This window comes from Alteromonas sp. CNT1-28, assembly GCF_022348345.1.
Taxonomy (GTDB): domain Bacteria; phylum Pseudomonadota; class Gammaproteobacteria; order Enterobacterales; family Alteromonadaceae; genus Alteromonas; species Alteromonas macleodii.
In genome coordinates this window covers 1-19,274 of record NZ_JAKREZ010000049.1, presented here as the reverse complement: position 1 = coordinate 19,274, position 19,274 = coordinate 1, and the positions used below count along the sequence as shown (strand labels likewise).

Genomic DNA, 19,274 nt, shown 5'->3' with positions numbered 1-19,274 from the left:
TTTTTGATCGGATAAAACCGAAATAGGCGATCGGATTAGACCGAAATCAGTGATCGGATTGAACCGAAATGGGTGATCGGAATGGGCCGGAACATGCAGGGGCCAAGCATTCACATCGATGTGTCTACCCCAATATTTAAGAAGAAGAGCTTTAGATATTTGATATCTATAGGAATTGCATTAGTTACTCTTCTCGCAACAATTTACTATGGCGCAAAGTAGCCTAGAACAGAAAAAAGCGGCATGATGACCGCTTTTTTTGTACTTTTATCATGACATTGATGGTGTTTCAGCAGCTTTGGAGAACAGGCTTTTTATAGCCTCTAACACTTCTTTAATAGCTTGCAAAAGATTTTCTTTCTCTTCCTCATCGAGCTCTTTAGCTCCGCCAACAGTTTCATTCAAATCTGAAATCAATGGTTCAAGAAATTCTCCATCACCCACGACAGAGCCAGTCTCTTTCAGATAGGAGCTTATTTCAGATATCATTTCCGAAGCTTGTTCAAAATTACCGATTTCTACCGCATACTTAACTTCTTTGGCTAAGTCTTCAAAAACACCTTTTACTAAGTTGGCATCTCCATCTAACTCAACAACAGAACTTTCAGCAGAGCCGGCTTCGTTAGACTCGCCTTTAGTCTTAGACCACTCTGTCATCCATTCTGAGGCACCTGAAATAGCGGAGCCACTTTTTTCAGCAGCTTTTTTACCCACACTTTCCATTGCTCCATATACCGCTGCTCCAGACGCAACAGCTAATGCGGTAGCACCTTTTGCAACAAACGAAAGACCTTCGAAAAGACCATTCCCGGCCTTCTGACCAGCATGTAAGCTAGAGTTCGCAGTACCGCGAATATCAATAGGAGTCCCTGGCTTTACTCCCCCACTTTGTGGCATATGATGGGTATTTTGAAAATGAGGCGCTTGGACTTGGCTGTAGTTATATCCCGGTGGATATTCCCTTTGACTATCTGAATCTTCTAATTCAATCTCAATTTCATCATTTTTTTTCGATTCATCTTTGATTTCTTTAAAGAATTCCTCGAAGTCAGCCTGTAATGATTCCTCTTCTTGATAAGGTTGATTTGGAGCATTTTCCTGGGAATTCGCCCCAAGAGTGGACTCGCTTTTGACTGAACTATCTACGTCTTGACTAGAACCATCTAATATTTCTTTGTAATTTGAGCTTTCAAAAGCTTCCTCGGCCTCCTCTTCTTCGTCCTCTTCTTCGGCCTCCTCTTCTTCGTCAACGATATTCGAAATTTCCTTTTCGTCTTCTAGTTTAGGTTGCTCACTTGAAGCGTCCCTAAGCTCTTTCTCTGCAACATTTAATTGGTCTACAAGATCCTGATATTCTTCAAAAGTTAATGAATTCCCCTGCTCCATCTCGAAGTCACTAGCATTTGTTGCCGCAAGTTCTTCTTGATTCAACTCGTTTATCGCATCATTGAATGAGTCAACATCATGTATATTCTCACCTTCGCCATTCAAACTATGGTCCATCAGTACACCTCCAAATTTGTTCAGCTTTATTATTTATTAAATTTCTAAGTTAGGGGCTTATATCTTGCGATATTTGCAGCATATAGACTGCAATGCTCAAAGAAGACTTCTAGTTGATTTCAGGAGCGCTTTTTCTTGAGCTATTTCTAGAATTACTTTCAGATTAATATTGATCTCATTTCTCTTATGAATACTTTTTGTTCGTAGGTAATGCTCATTGACTAATGCCGTATTAGATTGGGTAACTAGGTCATTCAATGATGAACCCCGAAGAATAGAATCAACGGTTTCTCCATTTATGACCGTTAAAATATTCGCGCCATCTAAGCTCTCATTAACTTTTTTATGTCGTTCAATTTGTCGTGATTTAATGATTGAAATAAGCTTTAAGAGAGCTATTTTCGATGGAGACCGCTGTCCACTTTCAAGACTATCTTTGCTCTGAACTCCAATAAATCGAGCAAAGTTTTCATCCGTATTTCTGTAATTCCCTTCCTCTAGCCATTTTGTAGTTTTGCGCCTCCATGATGAAGATGACGCGCTTAGCTTAGAGCTTTCAAATATGAGTTGAGAGAAATGCCCTTCAGACTCACTTTCATTCGTAAAAGCATTTGACAAAACTCCTATTGCTTTTGAGTTTCCAGCCAGCGGATGGTTATAGAGAGACTGTTCACTGAACAGAGATGATGTGTATTGAAATGAACGTATTTTAGTCGATGCTTTAAGAGCTCCTTGAATCGAGTAAACCAATTGCTCAGATAATGTTGTAAAGTATTTAACGGTAACCAAATCATTAAGTAGGACTTTATTAGCTAGACCATCCCACGCCGTTATTTCTGCTTCCACCTTTTCAATTTGAGTGGTATTCCATTCAATTGCTAGGTTTTGAAAACTAGTATTAACATCAAACATTACTCTGCTAAATTCGCTACAAGAACTAGTGAGTTCGGAAACGTCATTAGTTATTTGCCTCCCCATATTTGAAATAGCTTTTGCGCTACATTGAGAGTCACAGAATGGTTTACAAGGCTCCCATGCTTTTACGTCTTTAGAGATAAACCCGGAAAGTAAGAAAAAACAGATAAATAAGACTAATTTCACTTTATTTCTTCCACCTGTTCATTTTTCCGGATTTTTAATGTTTCCAAATAACTTTTGAACAAAGTATTGCTAAGTTGATTGGTAGCTATTAGCTGCCTTTCAAGGCCTGATTTTGACAGTTTAAAAGTGTTACCTATTAAGGCTTGTTCTGTTAACGGGGCGGTAGATAATGCATTTAAATAGCCAGAAAGGCTCCGTTCAGCCTCATTCTTAATTTGGTTACTAACTAGGTAGGAATTTGTGTGAGCTGAATACTTATCAGGCTTCGCTTGCTCTAAGATCTGCAAGTTGGCAAAAATATTTTGGCCGTCATCTATAATGCTCAAAATATCAAAATCTTGCGATACCGAGTCTATTGATTTCCTGAGTGATGCTTTTGTTTTCGAACTGTTGTGCAGCTTGGAGGTGACATTTTTAAATGCATTAAGTTTTTTGCTGGTTTCGAATTGAAATGTCTGCTTATCAACCAGTGCGACCTTCAAGTCGGTAGCTGTTCCAATTATCAATTCATTAAACACTGGGTTCCCAATTTCACTAAATGAATTTGAGTTTTGGTGGACTGCTTTTAACTTCGATTGGGATTTTAGTGCATTCACAAATTCTGATACAAGAGCCTCAAAAAATGTACTCACCGACTTACTAAGACCGGACTGGGCAAGTTCCAATTTTAGTGCTACACCATCAAGAGCAGTTATCTTGCTTTCATGATTTGATTGGTAAGATGTTGCAAGGGAGCTGTACATTTCTGCAACAGAGGCTGAGACATCAGCCTCAGAGAGCGACAAATCTTTAGAGCTTGTATTAACGCTACTTAGTAACTGACTAGCTTTGGTTCCAAAACTATTAAAAGCCTTACCAGCACAAGAGGAATCACATGGAATAATTCCACAAGTGTAACCAGAGCAGCATGGCCCGAAACCAAAATTTGCATGACTTTTAAAAGGAATGAACAGAAAAATGGAAAATAGGATAAACCGTACCATGTTACTTATTTGCCTCCATTGCTAATGAAAGACGCTCCTGTTTGATAATTTCATTAAGCAGGAAGTTAGTAATGTTCATTTGGTTAATCTGCTCACGAATAAGACCTGTATCGCTTTTTGTTTTAACATCTAAGTGCCAATCTTCTGAAACCAACTTTCGCTCAGTCTCGGATGCAATAAACTCTTCAATTGAAGTTTTTCCGTCTAATGCGGTTACTTGTGTATACCCAATATCCCAACCATCAATAGATAATAGTGCTGCTTTATTTATAACTTCAGAAGCAAGAGCTCTATAGGCTGCAGACTTTTTTGCTATTTCTGAGAAATATGCAATTTTCTGTACCTCACTTAAATCTGAAATTTTCTGAGGATTTGGTAAAACAAGTAGCTTCATTAAATTGAGTAATGAGCTTGTATCCTCTATTGATATGACTGGTAAATGAAGTAAGTCTAGAAGGGGTGTTAACTCCTCTATTTTCTCATTGACCTTTTTGGCTCTTAGGCTGCTCGTAGAATCTGATTCGCCAACAACCAACGCCCAACTCTGAAACTTTTTTACACTGTCATCTAATAACCCGTTTAATTCGACCAACGCTACTTTTAAATGCTCAGCTCTATTTACAGTAATATCGTTTGATACGGGATGCGCTAATGGACCAAACTCCTTCGAATTGTCTATAAAACCTTCTGTCTTAGTTTGATTCTTTATCGCTAGGTTAATTTCATTTACAGTGTAATCTGTTAAATTTCGTATAGTTACACCGAGCTTTTCTTGTGAAAGGCTTAATTTTGCTGCCACACCATCTAGCGCAGTCAGCATTTGTTGTTGTTGTGCATTCAATAATCCAACCATCGTTGAATTAGATGTATCAACAGTCACTTTTAATTGATTTGTCGCTTGTACATTTGTGTCTACGGTAGTTTTTAAAGAGTTTAACGACGCGCTAATACTTGCTGAAGCCTTCTCAACAGACGCTTGAATACAAGCATCGCAACCCGCACGAGCTTCAGATGCAGCAAACATTAAGAGTAATGGTGCAGCTTTAATTATTCTCTTCATTCGATTCCTCCTCTTCTTCAACCTCCGGTTTAAATAAACGGTCTAGATCTAGAAGTGAATCAAGCCTTTCTTGGTCTTCGGTACGCTGACTTCTAGTATCAACCCCTCTGGCCTCTACTTTTATTTCTTCTACAGATTGGTCGGTCCAATCTCTACGGGTAATCCTTGGATATTCACCAAAAACTTCCTGAACTGCTTCAGATGTTGCCTCTCGGTTGGTAAGCCTTGAACGTGACGATGCAATATCAGAAAAACTTTGTACATCTGACGAGCCTCGTGTGCTGACAGACACAGAACCGATACCCATCGGAGCTTCAAGCCTTTGATCTAGATAAGATGTTGCTTCGTTAACTTTGTCATTTATGGCATCACAAGCTTTGTTTAAGATTTGGTCTTTCAATGCTGCGTATATCCCTGAAAATATCGATTTGGGGTCTATTGCTATAGCATTAATATCGACCTTATTAATGTCATTTAAGCAACCGGCATCGATCGCTGAAGAAGGATTTTGTATTAAATCATCTGTTAGATATGAAAATGATTTATTCATGTCCGTCCAAATTTCTTGAACCTGATTTTTTTGTGAGCAAGCAATCGAAGTATCTGACTCTGCACAACCGAATGCGTCTTCTTCCTGAGCAATTGCTAATTCAGAAAAAGCTACACTCGCTAACAGTAACTTCCCGTATATTGAAAATTTCATAGTGAACTTCCTTTTCTCTTCTGTACTTTGTCAATGGCCGCGTACACTAGTGCGAGACGTTTATTATTTAGTAATTGAGATAGAGATACCTGAGTGTGAGCTGCGGCCAAGCGCTCGATGAGAATTACTGACTGTCTGCCATACTTTTCATTATCAGCTAGCTTTGAAGCCGAAAGGGACAGATTGCTTATTAGCCCAGGAATTCTAACTTCGAGCATTTGAAGCAAGTACATCGAAGATGATACCGACATGAATGCAAGCAGAGTAAGCAATGCCGGATGATTGTTCTTAATTACATCCAATTTATCATCTATCTCCTCCACCCAATTTTCGATTTTTAAAGCTGTTTCAGCATCGAAATCAAGCACCCACTTTTCAACATCAGAAATTCTTTCAAAAAGATATTTTATTTCTGGAAAGTTATTCCAGTGCTCAGTTATCGAGTGTGAGTCAAATCTTATTGCTGCTGGCATAACATCCTCTAAATGTTCAATAAGTGGGAAAAGCGGTTTGAAACCTACCGCGCTGAATAGACAATGAAATTATCTTTATGTGTTGCGGTGCTAACAATCGCAAAAGCCAGATAAGTCGGGAAAATTATGAGCATTAGAAAACTTACCCGAGCCTTACTATTGTCTATATGCGTTCTGACTATAAATTCAGGAAAGCTGATGGCGCAGGAAGCTCAAGCAGACGATCCAATTGTAGAGAATAGGACCGACTTGTCGGTTCAAATACTAAGGGGAATGTTTGGAGATGTTGTAAACATTATCCAAGGTGGAGAAGCCCCGGACTCACCAGACGCGCTTTTAGGAAAAGTAATGATTGTTTGGTGTGGTTCTCTATTTGGTATTGTTTTGCTCCTAGTCGGTTGGAACTTGTTTACTTGGTTCTTTTCAGCGACCCATAGTGGAAAAAATAAAAAATCAGACCTGGACCAAGCTGGCGTTTCCGTCCGTTTAATAATAGCGCTACTGTCAACAGTTCCTTTATCTGCCGGCTACTGTTTCTTCCAATATGGCCACATACTTATTAACGGCTACAGCATTCAAAATGCTAACCAATTAGCTAATATTGCATATGACAATATGAGCGTCGGTGGTCAATTTAACTCTCAAACAAATATCCAATCATCAAAGATCACTTCCCAATTATTTGAAACATTTATCTGCCAAGAAGGACTTAATGCAGTTGAAGGTGAAGAACTAATCAAAACACACCTAACTAAAAATATTGACCGTACTGGTGAAACCGTTGTTTCAGTATCCCAAGGAAATGATTCATTCTTTACAACTTACTCGATTGATAGTTGTGGAAAATATGAAATAAATGCTGATTTACCAAATTTTAAGTTCTCTATTGATGGTGTACCTGAAGAGTGGTTTATTGAGTCATCATTCAATGCATTTCTTCAAACAAGGGAGCAAGTAGGTATTTTAGCTGTCAATTTCGTCAACAGTTACTTAGTAGACGAACTGGAAGATTCCGCTATAGAGCAATTAATAGCAAGTACCCAAGACCAACTAGCCTCAATTTCGAATGAATATGAAAATAGGGTAAGAAGCATTCGCAATGAATACTCGGAGATGAAAAACAATGAATTAAATAATTCAGGCCAAGACATCCCCCCATATCTCCAACCTGTCCCATCTTTCATGGACAATTATAGTGTAAGAGAACTTGGTTGGATTGCATTAGGTGCCACATGGTGGATTGACTCTGTAAGAAAACAAGAATTCAACAGTATGCTCAATGGAATGGGCATACAATCATCGTCAAGTCTAGATGAATCAATTTTGACACACGCTGACTTAGCTGAACTTTGGTACGCCACATCAAAAGTTACAGAAGGTAAGAGCGGAAGGGTTTTCGTTTCTGAAAGCAATGATGGAACACTGATAATACATGAAAAGGATAGACAGGTTGATATGTTCATATCGAACAGCCTACGCTTAGTCGGAGAAAGTAATGATTTACTTTATTCGTTGAGCGAGCTTGGACATGAAATGATAGTCACTGGTGAAGTTTTGTTACTCACAACTACAGCGTTAAGTAGCAAGATAGAGGTATTAGATAATTTAGGTAAAAGCGATTCGGGCGGGATACCTGGAATTAGCGGCGTTTTAGCTACATTCAAAGCCATCGGTTCAGGTTCGTTGGAAGGTATTCTAAAGAACCTATACCTAGGCCTCCTTTTACTAATTGCTTTTTTGTTTAGTATGGGACTGTACCTTGCTTTTTACTTGCCGCTAATTCCTCTTATGCACTGGATTGGGGGTGTTATCAGCGCTTTTAGCGCGGTAGTAGAGCAATTTGTTCTGGCGCCAATCCACGGCTTAGCTCATGCGTTCACTGAAGGCCGCGGTTTCATTGGTTCAAGAGCATCCCAAGGCTATTTACTAGCATTTGCATCATTCATCAGAATGCCTATTTTAGTCATCAGCTTTATTGTCGTTTACCCTTTTCTCTTAATGATGGGCAAGCTAACTTTGACACTCTGGTTACCTTTTGCAGAGGGAATGACGAGAAATACCGTTGTAGGATTAGTATCATTTTTTGGATTAGTTGGTGCGCTTGTTTCTTTGTCTGTAAGTGTAATAGAAAGGGTATTTTCAATAATGAATGAAATCAATGACCGAGCAATTAGGCTATTAGGTTCACCAGCTGACAGTATGGGGGCTCAGTCATTTATTCATAGTGGTCAAACTCAATTCTCATCGTTACAACAGACAGTAAGCGAGTCTGGCAAAGGAATGGCAACCCCAACCAAAAGTAATGAAAATAACTTAGCGCCTTAACTTAAGGCGCTTTATTCACTTTGTTACTTTTACAGGGATGTATTCTCCATCTTTAACCAAATACCCCGATAATGTTGGCTCTTTTTTATATATAAATAATTGACGCTCATTATTTGAGTCACTTATTACCACAGGGTCATTAAAGTCGGGCTTAGTAAAATTGGGAATTGTATGGACTTGTAACAACTTTTGATCCCAATCAAGTGTAAACCTAAGCCCGAATTCCTTCCCCATTTGAGCAAGAACTTCCACCCAAGGCTGCCCTTCGCCGACACTTGCGTCCCAAGTTACTCTTGGCAGCTCTTCGACACGTTCATCGACATATGCAAACCACTCAGTCGGTAAAATAAAAAAAAGTGCATCAGCCAAAGTCGAGTCTTCGCCAAAACTCTTAATTGTCATCGGTACACCTGTTCCAATCTCATGTACTAGACCATAATATTTTCCAGTCAGTAGGTTGTAACCTTCTATACCTAATGATTGAGCTTGCTCCTTTGGTTTAATTCCTTGCATATCTATATAAAAACCTGCATCAGCTTCAAAATGAAATAAACCAATGGCGATTATGCTTGCCATACCCAGAACCTTTTTCACATTAAACTCCTCATCATATCCTTAGCGCCTTCGAATATTTTAGGCTCTGCTTTCGGTGGTTGAACTTCTGCTGGTGGTTGAACATCTGCTGGAGGTATACTAGCCTCATCAGCTGGGTTTATGGTAAACAGTTGATTGAATTGTCGCTTCTTATCGTCAGAAAAGATTGTATCCATCGCATAACCGTAAAAAACAAGCTTCCTAATGTAAGATTGCCTCGCAAAAGGCGTGCTCAATTCGTTAAGTTGTTCCCATATTTGATTCACTCGAGAATTTTCGTTTGAGTTTGTACTTTTTGAGAACCTTAATAAAAAGCTCTTAGTTTCAACATCTTCACCACCTTTAATTTCCGGTACCAACCCTAAACGGTCTACATTTGGTTGCGAAATTGAAATAAACTCGTTAAGCCAATGTCCTTTCGATACAAGACATCTCAACTCTTCAGCGTTCGAATTCTCTAAGACATTTAAGAGATTAATGTTTTCAAAGTCCGAAGAGTAAAGTTTGAATGTAAATCTGGTTTTCAATTTAGACAAAATGCTATCGCCCCCCTATTCCTCAATATGGGTCATGTAGTAAAGAGCGCCATTTGCATTTTGAAACTCGGGATTTTCAGGAACCTGTGCTTGCTTAAAAGTACTTTTAAATGAGTCTTCTAAGATAGATGCGCCACCACCGACAAAAAGAATAGTATCAATGAATGCTGCTTCACCGACGGTTTCATTTATGAAGGTTCCCAACTTTTTAACTGTCATAGCCTTGGCTTGCTCACGAAGATCAGAAATACCTTCATCTTGACCATAAATTTTTATAGAACCCGTTCGTAGCGCCCTGTCTAATTGACTATCAGTGATACCTGAAACTTCAAATTTGTCCGTTATCAACGACGATAATTTGGTTCTTATATCGATAACACCCAGTTGTCTAGAGCCACTTTCGTCAATATTAATTGTGAAGTCACGATTAATCACCGTTATATCAGTTGTGCCCCCGCCCATGTCAATAACGACAAGGCCATTCTCAAAGGTTTTAAAGTCTCCAGAATCAATATCAAGTGAGAAAGCAACGGCCGCGGCAGTTGATTCAGGATAAACCCTGTGTGACACAATAATCGGCATTTCTGACCCTGATGCAGAGATACACTCACTACTAAGGCTTTCCGTTATTTTTTTAATAAATGCTTTGTCTACCTCTCGGTTTCTGAAGTAATGATCAAAAGGCAAACCTGTACCCAAACGAATTTTGAGGCCAGAAAAACCAGCAGCTATCAAGGTGTGCATAACCAATGCACAGTTAATTTCGCTATGTGCATATTGTTTACTGCGTATCGTTTCTGGGTCTCTAACATCCTCACCAACGGTGTAGTCAGATCCATTTACCGTGTAAACTCCAGATGCTCTTCCGTGAACATCAACATTTACTCGTCCCATTTGGGCTCTACTTGGAAGTAAAAAATTAACAAGTTGCTTTGTACCATCTACTTCAGCCCAATAGGCAATTTTGTTTTGAGCGTACCCATTATCGACGAAGACTTTATAGGTGCCATCCTCTTCTGGTAAAGGTGTTGGTGCATTTTTAAGTTCTTTAATTACCATTTGTAAATCTCCTTTGACGATTTGAATACCTGGTTATAAATCTTTGTTTTCCAGCAATAATAGCTCTGACTCTTTTTAGTCCTTGTATAGGAGTCATTTTGAATTTATCGATTGTCCCGATCACTAATACCCACATTAAACAGGCCAGTAGATACCATTTGGACTTGATAAAATATAAAAGTGGGAAAGGCACAACAGACAAGGCGTCCACTTGGATAGCTACTAAATTTAGTTTCGCTCGTTTCCCTGCTCGCCATAACCTATTTTCTCTCGCCACATTTGTAGTGTTTTGCACTTTCTCAGACATTATTTATTCCTATACATTTTCATTTCATCCTCTGAAATGAAGCCTCTTTCAAAATGAGACTTGGCCTGATTCCTTATTTCTTGAATATCTCTTTCATCTCCAAACTGTCTTGTCAGCTTTTCAAATGAATTAATCTCGATGAGACCTGTCCTAAACTTATCTCTCAAATCTTCAATAAAAGGTAATCCCTTTTTTGATATCATCTTTGACATTACACTCTTAAGCTTTGAGTAGTCAGAACTAACTTCTGAATAAATTTTATCTCGGATTGATTCATCGAAAATGAGGGAGGAAAAAACCCCAACTCTGTTTTTTCCATCTGACGTCTTAACTAGCCTTTGATTCAAAATCCCCACAGTTGTCTCAACAATATCAGCAGTAACTTTCGCTTTTTCGTCATGCTTGAACATATCGACGAATCTTGGGAGGGTCATCTCACAACTATTTGCATGTAACGTTGTACCAACAAGGTGTCCGGAGTTAGCTATGCGTAATAATTCCCGTCCAACTTCAGTACCTCTTACTTCCGAGAAAAAGACTATGTCAGGCGATCTTCTTAATAAGTTATGGGTTGCTTTTTCGTACGTTGAGAGATGGAATGGCACTTCGGACTGCACTACATTGGCTTTTCTATCTTTAATTTTCTTTAAATCAAACTCGATAGGATCTTCAAAAGTGACTATACGCTCTGACTTGTTCTTAATACGCTCTGTAAGTACTGAAGCAAAGCTTGTAGACTTTCCTGATCCCGTAGGCCCGGTAACATAAATCACCCCGTAGCTAGAATTGAATGCCTGTACGAAATCCGCAGGTAAAGATAGCTGTGCTGGAGGGGGTGCTTCATCGGGAAATGGCCTAAATATTATCTCAATCCCCCGATCATTACGTTCTCCTTGAACACCGGTTGCTGTAACTCGGTACCTATAAGAAGTCTCGTCTTTAGCAAGTACTTCGAATGGAAACTTAATATACTCACCGGTAACCAATGTGTCCGGTCCACTTTGCTGGTAAAAGCTCTGTAGAACCTCCCTCACCTCAGCTTGTGATATATTTCTCTCTGATAGTTGCTCCATTACACCAAGCCGTTTAACCCAGAGGGGACTATCTGATTCAATAACAACATCATTAACTTTATTATTGCTTGCCCACTCAAGCAGTTTCTCAACGAATTCGCCGTCGATTCTTTTTGGAACCTGAATCACTCTTCCTCCGACACAAAGATAGGCGTCCAATTTTCCAGAGATTTAAAAGTAGTCTTTTGATCAATCGTGAAAATGACATCATCACCGTATAAAGTTCTTCCATCTGCGCTAACTACAACACCCATTTCAGTGGTTTTTATTGTCGGCATTCTCAGTACATTTGAAATTTCAGACTCAATGAAATTGTAGTGATTTTCTAAATCTACTATTAGGCGGTTAAAGCCTTCCTCTAAAATCACTTCTGCTTGCGAACGGCCTAACTCCCATCCACGTTTAAATTCATAATTGAAAACAAGGTCTTCTTGTGAAGACCGTGGTAGAAAAACTGCGGAGGGTTTAAGAGGTTTATCTATATGAAAGTTGAGATAGTCCCGCCAAGTAGGTGGAGCACTTACCAACTTGGCTGGTTGTTCTATGGTTATAGAAAACCCGACTTCTCGAACTTTAGTATTTGCTACTTTTTCGAAAAGTCTTTCTGCAAGAGAAACTTTAGGTAATAAAAGCCTTCCATCGACAATGAATTGGCTGAAATTAGCAAATTGACTTAGTTTTGAATCGTATTTTTCGAGTTCCTTGCTGTACTGTATTTGGTAATGGTATTGGCCTTCTTTGATTCCCCATTTGAAAGCAGCCTCTCCTACCTTTTTAATTCGGGCATCTTCACCAACTTTAGAGTCGTCCCTTTTAGGATTGTTAATGCCTGACTCCCTGAGGACATTCAACATAGCTTTATTGTCTTCAGAATCACTGATTTCATTGAACTCTAAAGGGTATTTTAGCTCTTCAGCACCTACCGAAAAGTGTGCAACAATAACAAGTGAAAGCAGGGTTAATATTTTAGCTTTCATCTAGTTGGGTACTTCACTTCTATTAAGTTCTCGGCTGCTTTGTATACAACATCTGCCCTAGAGCCTGCCAATGTTCCAGCCTGTTCTAACATCGAATAAACTGTTTTATAGTCTGTATCTATATTGAGTGTTATATCTATTGAGGGTTTTGGTCCGATAAACCTTGGGGCCTCCATACCAGCTACCACTGATAGTCTTTTTACGAAAGGCTCCAAGTTTCCAATATAATTTTTTCCCAAGTTTTTATGCTGATTAAGAATTGGTAGGTAACCAATTTCAGAAGTCTGAAAACTATTGCCGGTTAAGTTTAAGTACTGGGCTTTTTTCAGCTGCTCTACTCTATTGGCCCTTTCAACCATCACTTCTGCTAATGCAGAAATACGCTCCTCTACTGGGCTCACTCTTTCTACTGATAAATACTGTTCGCTGGTGGAGCTACACCCGCTTATAGCTGAAAGACAGGCTAAAATACAAAAACCTCTTTTCATTGATACCTCAAACTGTTCACTTTGATAAAACAAGACAAATACCCCAAATGGCAAAAATGCGGTGATATGGGGGACTCGAGCGAAAGCCACCTCTCACAACAACTTCCTCAAATCCCCCAAACGACAAAAAAAAAGGCGTATCGGGGATGAGAAACTGCTGCTTCCCATTTAAGACTTATTTCATCGTCTTCAAAGAGCAAAAAAAATGTCAAATGGGGACCGTGAAAACCGATTTTCGTAAAACGATACAAAGTGTTTCATTGAGTAGAAACCAATTATCCGACTTATTTAACATTTCTGATTTATACAAGATTAATAAAAAGTAGAGTGAGTGCTTCAAATTGAGGTTAAGCATGAACATAAATAGAACTAAGGCGGATTCAACAATCCAGGATTACCAGTCGAGAGTGGCAACACTTACTAAAAGATGTGGTCTAGAGATAAATGATGAAAATTACTATAAAAAACTCGTTGAACAACTCTTGTCAGAAAAGAGCCAAATATCAACCTCAACATGGCGTAAGAAAAAAGCAGCTCTAGTCTGGTATTTAGAAAAAAACAACATCCAACATCTAGCAGATTCATTATTAGCAATCTCAAGTGAGGGAGCAATTAAAAAGCCAAATAAAACAAGTGCATGCAAAAAGAAACACCTCACTAAAAAAGAGGAAGATACAATTAGACAAGAACTTGAGACTCTACATGATGTTGGGGATTTTTGGGGGTTACAGCTATTGCCTATAACCGAGCTGATACTAACTACAGGTTTACGACCTATAGAGATGAAAGCAGCCAAGCTTTACATAAACCAGCAGGAGTTACATTCTGAGATACAGGAACATCTTGGGCACTACTCTGGAAGTTACCCCGTCCTCAAAATCCGAAATGCAAAAAACACTAATGGACGTTCATTTGGTGAATTTAGGTTTGTAGACCTCAGTGAAGTAAGCCAGAGAAGTATTCTCGCTATTCGATTAGCTTTACTTCATGTTAATAAGGCCAGGACAACAGAGAATGATTCGGTTAGCTTTGAAGATTACTATGAAGTACTCAGAAAGGCTTTTTCTAGGCTCGTGAATCGTTTATTTTCAGATAAACGCAAAAAGATCTCCCTCTATACTTATCGACATCAATGCATTGCAAATCTCAAATCCGCCAAAACCCCACTGTCTCACATTGCAGCAATTGTAGGTCATGGCAACGATTTGACCGCAAGTGAACACTATGGAAAAGGCAGATTTGGAAGAGGGGATGCTGGCCTTGTTAAAGCAAACACGATTGATGTAGGTAAGGTTAAGCTTCTGTTTGATAAAAAAGTTAATAAGAACTTTCAACCTACCCAAAACTAGTATAAAACGCTAACCCCAATGGCTTGAAGTCAAACTGACTCTTCGTAATGCCGATTAAATATTACTGCTGATTTGGTATAAGAAGCTATTGCATTGCTTGACCTAATAAAATGCACTCCATCTTAAGATAAGTCACTCGAGCAGTGGTTAGCGTAGGTTTAATGTTTTTTTTTAAAAACCAGTGTTCTGTCAGATTCTAATAATTGGACTCAATGAAATTTGACAGGCGCATATGTGCCAGAAGCGGACGGTGGTAACTTTTCAATAACCGGCGCAGACATGTGGGGCATAATGGCGAAGCCGCCCCGCATGTATGCGTCCCAACGAACGAAGTGAGTGACTTAATTTTTTTGTTATGTGCCATCGCTTGATACCTCCACGAAAAAACCACTAACTTTCTGACCTTTAATTTTTGCGCACCACCGTTTATAAAATGGATACGCTACTAAGGCCATCATAACGCCATTTACAACCGAAACTGCTGGTGTTGCTACTACTGAAATTAAATCGACTATGGTCGGTTCTCCGAAAAGCGCAATAATAAAAATGAGAACTCCAAATACTAATCCACCTATAAAATTGATGGTTGCAGATATTTTGATAAGTGACTTTAAGCTGAGTTGAGTATGAAAAATTCTAGTCATAGGTTTCTAGTTTTAAGTGGCACATAACAACACCCAAATAAGGGGCACAAACATGGCGGCTATAATCGGAACGAAGTGACACTGCCGCCATGTTTGTGTCCCAGCGAGCGGAGCGAGTGACTTAATTTGTTTGTTATATCACATTTCAAAAATAGGAAGGATTTTACTCACTGATAATGCTGCGTAAGCCAAATACAAAGATAAATCTCTAACCTTACTACTCATAAAGACCTTATCCCCCTGATTATTCAAATTTTCTTTAATCTTAGGAATTAGCGATTCAAGTTCTTGGGCTTTAATTGATGAATCGACTGGTGTTAATAATTCGCCTGTATTTAAATTAATTCCAGTACCACCTTCTATGTAATTTTTCTTATAGGCTGCGAGATGTGACGATGCATCTAGATACTGAGAGTTAACGGCGAGATGATGCGTATGAAGTTTGATCTTACGAAGACCACTTAATACAGATATAGCGAGTAATATAAGGCTTAAAGCAATTAATGTATTTGAGTTTAAAGCGAAGCTGCTGAGAGCTTTAAAGTCTTTTGCGAAATATGCGAATGTAGCAGCGCTAATGCCAACTACGAAATAGTCATATTTATATGACTCAGCAATATGTTGTTTTGCTAATTCAACTGAACGCTCTGACATTTTACACCTGTGTTATTGTCCCAGGGAGCTTGCGACCGACTACAGCGGTTTGTGTACGCCCAGCATGGGCATGAACTAATGAGGTGAAAGTCCTCTGTAGGAAGATCACCGTTGTTTAACACACTGTTATTCAACGCGAACTACTAGCGAATGGCAAGGGCTAAATCGTGAGAGATAGTCTGGAGGAAGCCGCTAGCAAATCTGCGAGCTGATGGACAAGAACATCATATGAGGCGTAGGCTGAAGGTGAGTTGGCACAAGACAACGAAACCATGTGATCTAACGGCCACCGTAAATGATGCAGCAGTGCAGAGACAGTCCATGCTCTTATCTGGGGAGATCTGCTCTAAGAGCGATCGGTGAATACCAGTAAGGCTCTGGTATACAAGTGCCTTGGCGCAGAGGAAACGCATCATCCACTGCGAGCGAATTCGATGCAAACCGATAGCGCTGTTACAGGTAACTGTGGCGGTGATAGAGCAGAAGTCAGCAGACGGCATAGTAGCCAAATGCCCAGCGTAATGGCTGGGACACGGCCAAGTTGCTGCACAACGCGCCAAGAAACATTTAGAATAAAGGAGGAGCCTTGTCAGACTTGAACACACGAATGCCGTCCGGTAGTGACGTGCCTCAGCGTACTGATGAGCAGCCATCCTTTAGCGCAGATCTACTCGAACTTTTTCTCCAGCCTTCCAATCTTGTGTCGGCATGGAAGCAGGTTCGAGCCAACAAAGGGGCCGCTGGCATTGATGGCATGACCATTGATGACTTCCCCGCTTGGGCAAACGCCGGAAACTGGAAACGTGTTATGACTGCGCTTCGCTCAGGCCAATACCAACCTTCACCGGTGAAACGCGTTGAGATTGACAAACCTGATGGCGGAAAACGTCAATTAGGGATCCCAACTATCGTTGACCGTGTTATCCAACAAGCGATTGCCCAAGTCCTTACGCCTATTTTCGACCCAACCTTCTCAGATAATAGTTTTGGGTTCAGGCCACATCGAAATGGGCAACAAGCAGTGAAGCAGGTAAACAGCATTATCAAAACGGGACGCCGTTTTGCCGTAGATGTTGATCTGTCTAAGTTCTTTGACCGCGTTAATCACGATTTACTCATGACCTACCTTGGCTACAAAGTGAAGGATAAGCGACTGCTTAAACTGATTAAACGATACTTACGAGCTGGGGTTATCGATAACCAGTTTTATAGTGAGAGTCGAGAAGGTGTTCCTCAGGGCGGGCCATTATCGCCGCTATTGGCAAACATCATGCTAGACCCATTGGACAAAGAGCTTGAGAAACGGGGTCACGAATTTGCACGATATGCGGACGATTTTACCATACTGGTAAAGACGCCCCGTTCGGGTGAACGCGTGCTCAACAGTATCAGCAGATTCCTGCGCCACCGCTTGAAGTTAGTTGTTAATACAACCAAAAGCCACGTCGTTAAAACCAGTGAAAGCAAATTCCTTGGATTTACCTTCAAGGCAGGCCGCATTCAATGGCATCCGAAGACCCTGATGAAGTTTAAGCAACAGGTTCGACGATTAACGAACCGCAACTGGGGCGTATCGATGCAATACCAACTCTTTAAACTCAGTCAGTATTTACGAGGCTGGATAAATTACTTTGGTATCGCCAGTGGATATCAGCGCTGTGTAGAACTGGATCACTGGATCCGGCGCAGAGTGAGAATGGCTTACTGGCGTCAGTGGCGAAAACCACGCACTAAGGTACGAAACTTAATGAGACTGGGCGTGCATGTTCAAGCTGCGGTAGCGTGTGGTATCACCAGCAAAGGGCCATGGCGTAGTGCAAAATCTCCGGGGATCAATCAAGCATTATCACTTGATTACCTAAAATCCGAAGGGCTTTATTCACTACGTGATGGATGGGTTGCGCTTCACTACCCTAAATGAAACGCCCTGTGCGGAGCCGCATGCAGGGTGTTGTGGGGGCTGGAGGCTAGATACCTCCGGCTACCCGATTATGTGCCATTAGCTCAAAACACCCCAAGATTCGCAAATCCCACCATATTCGGCCACTAGAGAGGTAACATTGTCCTGCGTATCTATTACTAACTTATAAGAGAGAATTTGGTGAATGTTAAATAGGATATAACCGCTATACTCCCCGTCCGGTTCGTAAATTTCAATTGCACCAGCGAATTCTTTTAACTTTGAAACAGCGTCAGGGTGAGGAGGCCAAGAGTCGAAATCGACGTTGAAATCTATCGTGGTTGGCTTTTGAAAATCGAATCCAGATTCTTCAAGCCTTCTTAAAACGTCACCATCAACATCATCTGGGAAAATCAATTTGCCTCCTTGGCACATAACTTTTCAATAACGGGCGCAGGCACGTAGGGCAAAATGGCGAAGCCGCCCTGCGTGTATGCGTCCCAGCGAACGAAGTGAGCGGGTTTATTGAGTTGTTAGGTTTGTGGTTAAACATCCTAGTCCTCTGGATACTCTGATAAATAGAGCTCCAGTCCTAAACGAAGCATGATTTCCATGGATTCAATAGACACTTTACCTCCACCACCCAATGCGTCTTCCCTTGGGGAGAAGCCAATATCTGCTGAATACTCACTTGGGGCTAAACTTCTATTTTCTTGCAACCAACTCTCAAACGCTTTCATCTGATCTGGAAGACGCCAGTTGTCTGGTAAAAGCCACGCGATAACTGTACTTTTACCATTGTCATCTTTGTTTAAATGATCAGATATTTTAATAGGCATGAATGAAAACCTAACATCTTATTATGGAGACTTCACTGTAACACGCAGTAGGTTTCACGCAACAAAACTCCACAAATGTATTGTATATCATCCTCTTACAAGACTGATAACGATTAAATTAAGTTCTTTTGGTGCATCTTACTAAGAATTCTCTTTAATAACGGGCACATTTTGTAAGCTAATATTTCATTATCAATAAGTTATCAGTTTTATATGCTTAAATTTGCTGGTTACTAAGACTTCTCATTAAATCCAAAGTTAAACTGTGCTCTATTGTCACTAGAGCCGAGGCTTACAGCGTATTTTTGAGGGAATTTCTCGTGTGGTTACTAAGAACTCTTATTAATAACATAAGATAAACTGACCAATGCTTATGAATCTACTGGGCTACAACTCCATTCATCCAATTTTATGATGCGTGTTACTGAGACTTCTCAGTAATTACACAACATCATTTACTGGAGGATTGTTATGGGTCAAAGCCCTTTCATAGAAAATATTCGTGCTATTTTGCGAACTAAGCATTACTCAATTCAGACCGAAAAAACCTACTTACTATGGATAAAGCGTTTTATTATTTTTAATCAAAAACGTCACCCCAAAGTATTAGGTGAGCAGGAAGTGACAGACTTCCTAACATACTTGGCTGTTAAGCGGCATGTAACCTCATCCACCCAAAATCTCGCTCTGTGTGCAATTGTCTTTA

The 19,274-nt window shown here is 40.0% G+C and carries 21 protein-coding genes; 4 read left to right on the top strand and 17 right to left on the bottom strand.

The annotated features are described in order from the left end of the window. Nucleotides 1-270: 270 nt before the first annotated feature. From MHN02_RS20080 to MHN02_RS20055, 6 genes are all read right to left on the bottom strand, one after another. Nucleotides 271-1,503 (bottom strand): hypothetical protein, encoded by a 1,233-nt coding sequence (locus MHN02_RS20080; protein WP_239247823.1) that lies wholly within the window; start codon nt 1,501-1,503, stop codon nt 271-273. 96 nt (nt 1,504-1,599) lie between these two features. Further along, entirely contained in the window at nt 1,600-2,604 is a 1,005-nt protein-coding gene (locus MHN02_RS20075; protein WP_239247822.1) for a hypothetical protein, read from the bottom strand. Then, a complete protein-coding gene (locus tag MHN02_RS20070; protein ID WP_239247821.1) occupies nt 2,601-3,587 on the bottom strand; it encodes a hypothetical protein in 987 nt (328 codons plus the stop codon). The genes MHN02_RS20075 and MHN02_RS20070 overlap by 4 nt, the downstream gene beginning before the upstream one ends. Nucleotide 3,588: 1 nt before the next feature. Beyond that, entirely contained in the window at nt 3,589-4,647 is a 1,059-nt protein-coding gene (locus MHN02_RS20065; protein WP_015068595.1) for a hypothetical protein, read from the bottom strand. Then, nucleotides 4,631-5,350 carry a hypothetical protein gene (locus tag MHN02_RS20060; protein WP_015068594.1) on the bottom strand — a complete coding sequence of 240 codons (720 nt, stop codon included), beginning with the start codon at nt 5,348-5,350 and terminating at the stop codon, nt 4,631-4,633. The genes MHN02_RS20065 and MHN02_RS20060 overlap by 17 nt, the downstream gene beginning before the upstream one ends. Next, nucleotides 5,347-5,823, bottom strand: a complete 477-nt coding sequence (locus tag MHN02_RS20055) for a hypothetical protein (RefSeq protein ID WP_015068593.1) — start codon at nt 5,821-5,823, stop codon at nt 5,347-5,349. Before MHN02_RS20055 ends, MHN02_RS20060 begins: the two co-directional genes overlap by 4 nt. A 198-nt stretch (nt 5,824-6,021) precedes the next feature. Here MHN02_RS20055 and MHN02_RS20050 point away from each other — a divergent pair, with 198 nt between their 5' ends. Beyond that, nucleotides 6,022-8,148, top strand: coding sequence for a DotA/TraY family protein (locus MHN02_RS20050; RefSeq protein WP_239247820.1), 2,127 nt, complete (start codon nt 6,022-6,024; stop codon nt 8,146-8,148). A 15-nt stretch (nt 8,149-8,163) separates the two neighbouring features. Here the strand turns inward: MHN02_RS20050 and MHN02_RS20045 are convergent, their stop codons facing one another. The 7 genes from MHN02_RS20045 to MHN02_RS20015 are packed head-to-tail and all read right to left on the bottom strand — an operon-like array spanning nt 8,164 to nt 13,182. Further along, entirely contained in the window at nt 8,164-8,742 is a 579-nt protein-coding gene (locus tag MHN02_RS20045; protein ID WP_239247819.1) for a hypothetical protein, read from the bottom strand. Next, nucleotides 8,739-9,278, bottom strand: coding sequence for a hypothetical protein (locus MHN02_RS20040; protein WP_015068590.1), 540 nt, complete (start codon nt 9,276-9,278; stop codon nt 8,739-8,741). Before MHN02_RS20040 ends, MHN02_RS20045 begins: the two co-directional genes overlap by 4 nt. Nucleotides 9,279-9,293: 15 nt before the next feature. Further along, nucleotides 9,294-10,337: a ParM/StbA family protein gene (locus MHN02_RS20035; protein ID WP_015068589.1), complete on the bottom strand. Its 1,044-nt coding sequence runs from the start codon at nt 10,335-10,337 to the stop codon at nt 9,294-9,296. Continuing rightward, nucleotides 10,327-10,644 (bottom strand): hypothetical protein, encoded by a 318-nt coding sequence (locus tag MHN02_RS20030; RefSeq protein ID WP_239247818.1) that lies wholly within the window; start codon nt 10,642-10,644, stop codon nt 10,327-10,329. The genes MHN02_RS20035 and MHN02_RS20030 overlap by 11 nt, the downstream gene beginning before the upstream one ends. Then, nucleotides 10,644-11,846 carry an ATPase, T2SS/T4P/T4SS family gene (locus MHN02_RS20025; RefSeq protein ID WP_015068587.1) on the bottom strand — a complete coding sequence of 401 codons (1,203 nt, stop codon included), beginning with the start codon at nt 11,844-11,846 and terminating at the stop codon, nt 10,644-10,646. Before MHN02_RS20025 ends, MHN02_RS20030 begins: the two co-directional genes overlap by 1 nt. After that, nucleotides 11,843-12,694, bottom strand: coding sequence for a type IV secretory system conjugative DNA transfer family protein (locus MHN02_RS20020; RefSeq protein WP_239247817.1), 852 nt, complete (start codon nt 12,692-12,694; stop codon nt 11,843-11,845). Before MHN02_RS20020 ends, MHN02_RS20025 begins: the two co-directional genes overlap by 4 nt. Continuing rightward, nucleotides 12,691-13,182 (bottom strand): DotD/TraH family lipoprotein, encoded by a 492-nt coding sequence (locus MHN02_RS20015; protein WP_101566763.1) that lies wholly within the window; start codon nt 13,180-13,182, stop codon nt 12,691-12,693. The genes MHN02_RS20020 and MHN02_RS20015 overlap by 4 nt, the downstream gene beginning before the upstream one ends. Nucleotides 13,183-13,589: 407 nt before the next feature. Here MHN02_RS20015 and MHN02_RS20010 point away from each other — a divergent pair, with 407 nt between their 5' ends. Next, nucleotides 13,590-14,531 (top strand): hypothetical protein, encoded by a 942-nt coding sequence (locus tag MHN02_RS20010; protein ID WP_148290660.1) that lies wholly within the window; start codon nt 13,590-13,592, stop codon nt 14,529-14,531. Between the two features lie 353 nt (nt 14,532-14,884). Here the strand turns inward: MHN02_RS20010 and MHN02_RS20005 are convergent, their stop codons facing one another. Together MHN02_RS20005 and MHN02_RS20000 are read right to left on the bottom strand one after the other, a co-directional pair. Continuing rightward, on the bottom strand, nt 14,885-15,175 hold the full coding sequence (locus MHN02_RS20005; RefSeq protein ID WP_141152202.1) for a hypothetical protein: 291 nt from the start codon (nt 15,173-15,175) through the stop codon (nt 14,885-14,887). A gap of 138 nt (nt 15,176-15,313) precedes the next feature. Beyond that, nucleotides 15,314-15,829, bottom strand: coding sequence for a hypothetical protein (locus MHN02_RS20000; protein WP_075175916.1), 516 nt, complete (start codon nt 15,827-15,829; stop codon nt 15,314-15,316). Between the two features lie 586 nt (nt 15,830-16,415). On the opposite strand from MHN02_RS20000, the gene ltrA reads away from it, so the two are divergent. Continuing rightward, nucleotides 16,416-17,750, top strand: a complete 1,335-nt coding sequence (gene ltrA / locus MHN02_RS19995) for a group II intron reverse transcriptase/maturase (protein ID WP_239247816.1) — start codon at nt 16,416-16,418, stop codon at nt 17,748-17,750. A gap of 78 nt (nt 17,751-17,828) precedes the next feature. Here ltrA and MHN02_RS19990 read toward each other — a convergent pair whose 3' ends face one another. Beyond that, nucleotides 17,829-18,146 carry a ribonuclease E inhibitor RraB gene (locus tag MHN02_RS19990; protein ID WP_239247815.1) on the bottom strand — a complete coding sequence of 106 codons (318 nt, stop codon included), beginning with the start codon at nt 18,144-18,146 and terminating at the stop codon, nt 17,829-17,831. 137 nt (nt 18,147-18,283) lie between these two features. Continuing rightward, a complete protein-coding gene (locus MHN02_RS19985; RefSeq protein WP_039227908.1) occupies nt 18,284-18,568 on the bottom strand; it encodes a hypothetical protein in 285 nt (94 codons plus the stop codon). Between the two features lie 471 nt (nt 18,569-19,039). Here MHN02_RS19985 and MHN02_RS19980 point away from each other — a divergent pair. Beyond that, nucleotides 19,040-19,274 (top strand): phage integrase N-terminal SAM-like domain-containing protein (locus tag MHN02_RS19980; protein ID WP_239247813.1); only part of this gene is annotated, 235 nt, incomplete at its 3' end.

Bases quoted from the DNA above. Each gene is read 5' to 3' on its own strand.
- MHN02_RS20080 (WP_239247823.1), bottom strand. From the start codon at position 1,503: ATGGACCATAGTTTGAATGGCGAAGGTGAGAATATACATGATGTTGAC.
- MHN02_RS20070 (WP_239247821.1), bottom strand. From the start codon at position 3,587: ATGGTACGGTTTATCCTATTTTCCATTTTTCTGTTCATTCCTTTTAAA.
- MHN02_RS20065 (WP_015068595.1), bottom strand. From the start codon at position 4,647: ATGAAGAGAATAATTAAAGCTGCACCATTACTCTTAATGTTTGCTGCA.
- MHN02_RS20060 (WP_015068594.1), bottom strand. From the start codon at position 5,350: ATGAAATTTTCAATATACGGGAAGTTACTGTTAGCGAGTGTAGCTTTT.
- MHN02_RS20055 (WP_015068593.1), bottom strand. From the start codon at position 5,823: ATGCCAGCAGCAATAAGATTTGACTCACACTCGATAACTGAGCACTGG.
- MHN02_RS20050 (WP_239247820.1), top strand. From the start codon at position 6,022: ATGGCGCAGGAAGCTCAAGCAGACGATCCAATTGTAGAGAATAGGACC.
- MHN02_RS20035 (WP_015068589.1), bottom strand. From the start codon at position 10,337: ATGGTAATTAAAGAACTTAAAAATGCACCAACACCTTTACCAGAAGAG.
- MHN02_RS20030 (WP_239247818.1), bottom strand. From the start codon at position 10,644: ATGTCTGAGAAAGTGCAAAACACTACAAATGTGGCGAGAGAAAATAGG.
- MHN02_RS20020 (WP_239247817.1), bottom strand. From the start codon at position 12,694: ATGAAAGCTAAAATATTAACCCTGCTTTCACTTGTTATTGTTGCACAC.
- MHN02_RS20015 (WP_101566763.1), bottom strand. From the start codon at position 13,182: ATGAAAAGAGGTTTTTGTATTTTAGCCTGTCTTTCAGCTATAAGCGGG.
- MHN02_RS20005 (WP_141152202.1), bottom strand. From the start codon at position 15,175: ATGACTAGAATTTTTCATACTCAACTCAGCTTAAAGTCACTTATCAAA.
- MHN02_RS20000 (WP_075175916.1), bottom strand. From the start codon at position 15,829: ATGTCAGAGCGTTCAGTTGAATTAGCAAAACAACATATTGCTGAGTCA.
- MHN02_RS19985 (WP_039227908.1), bottom strand. From the start codon at position 18,568: ATGCCTATTAAAATATCTGATCATTTAAACAAAGATGACAATGGTAAA.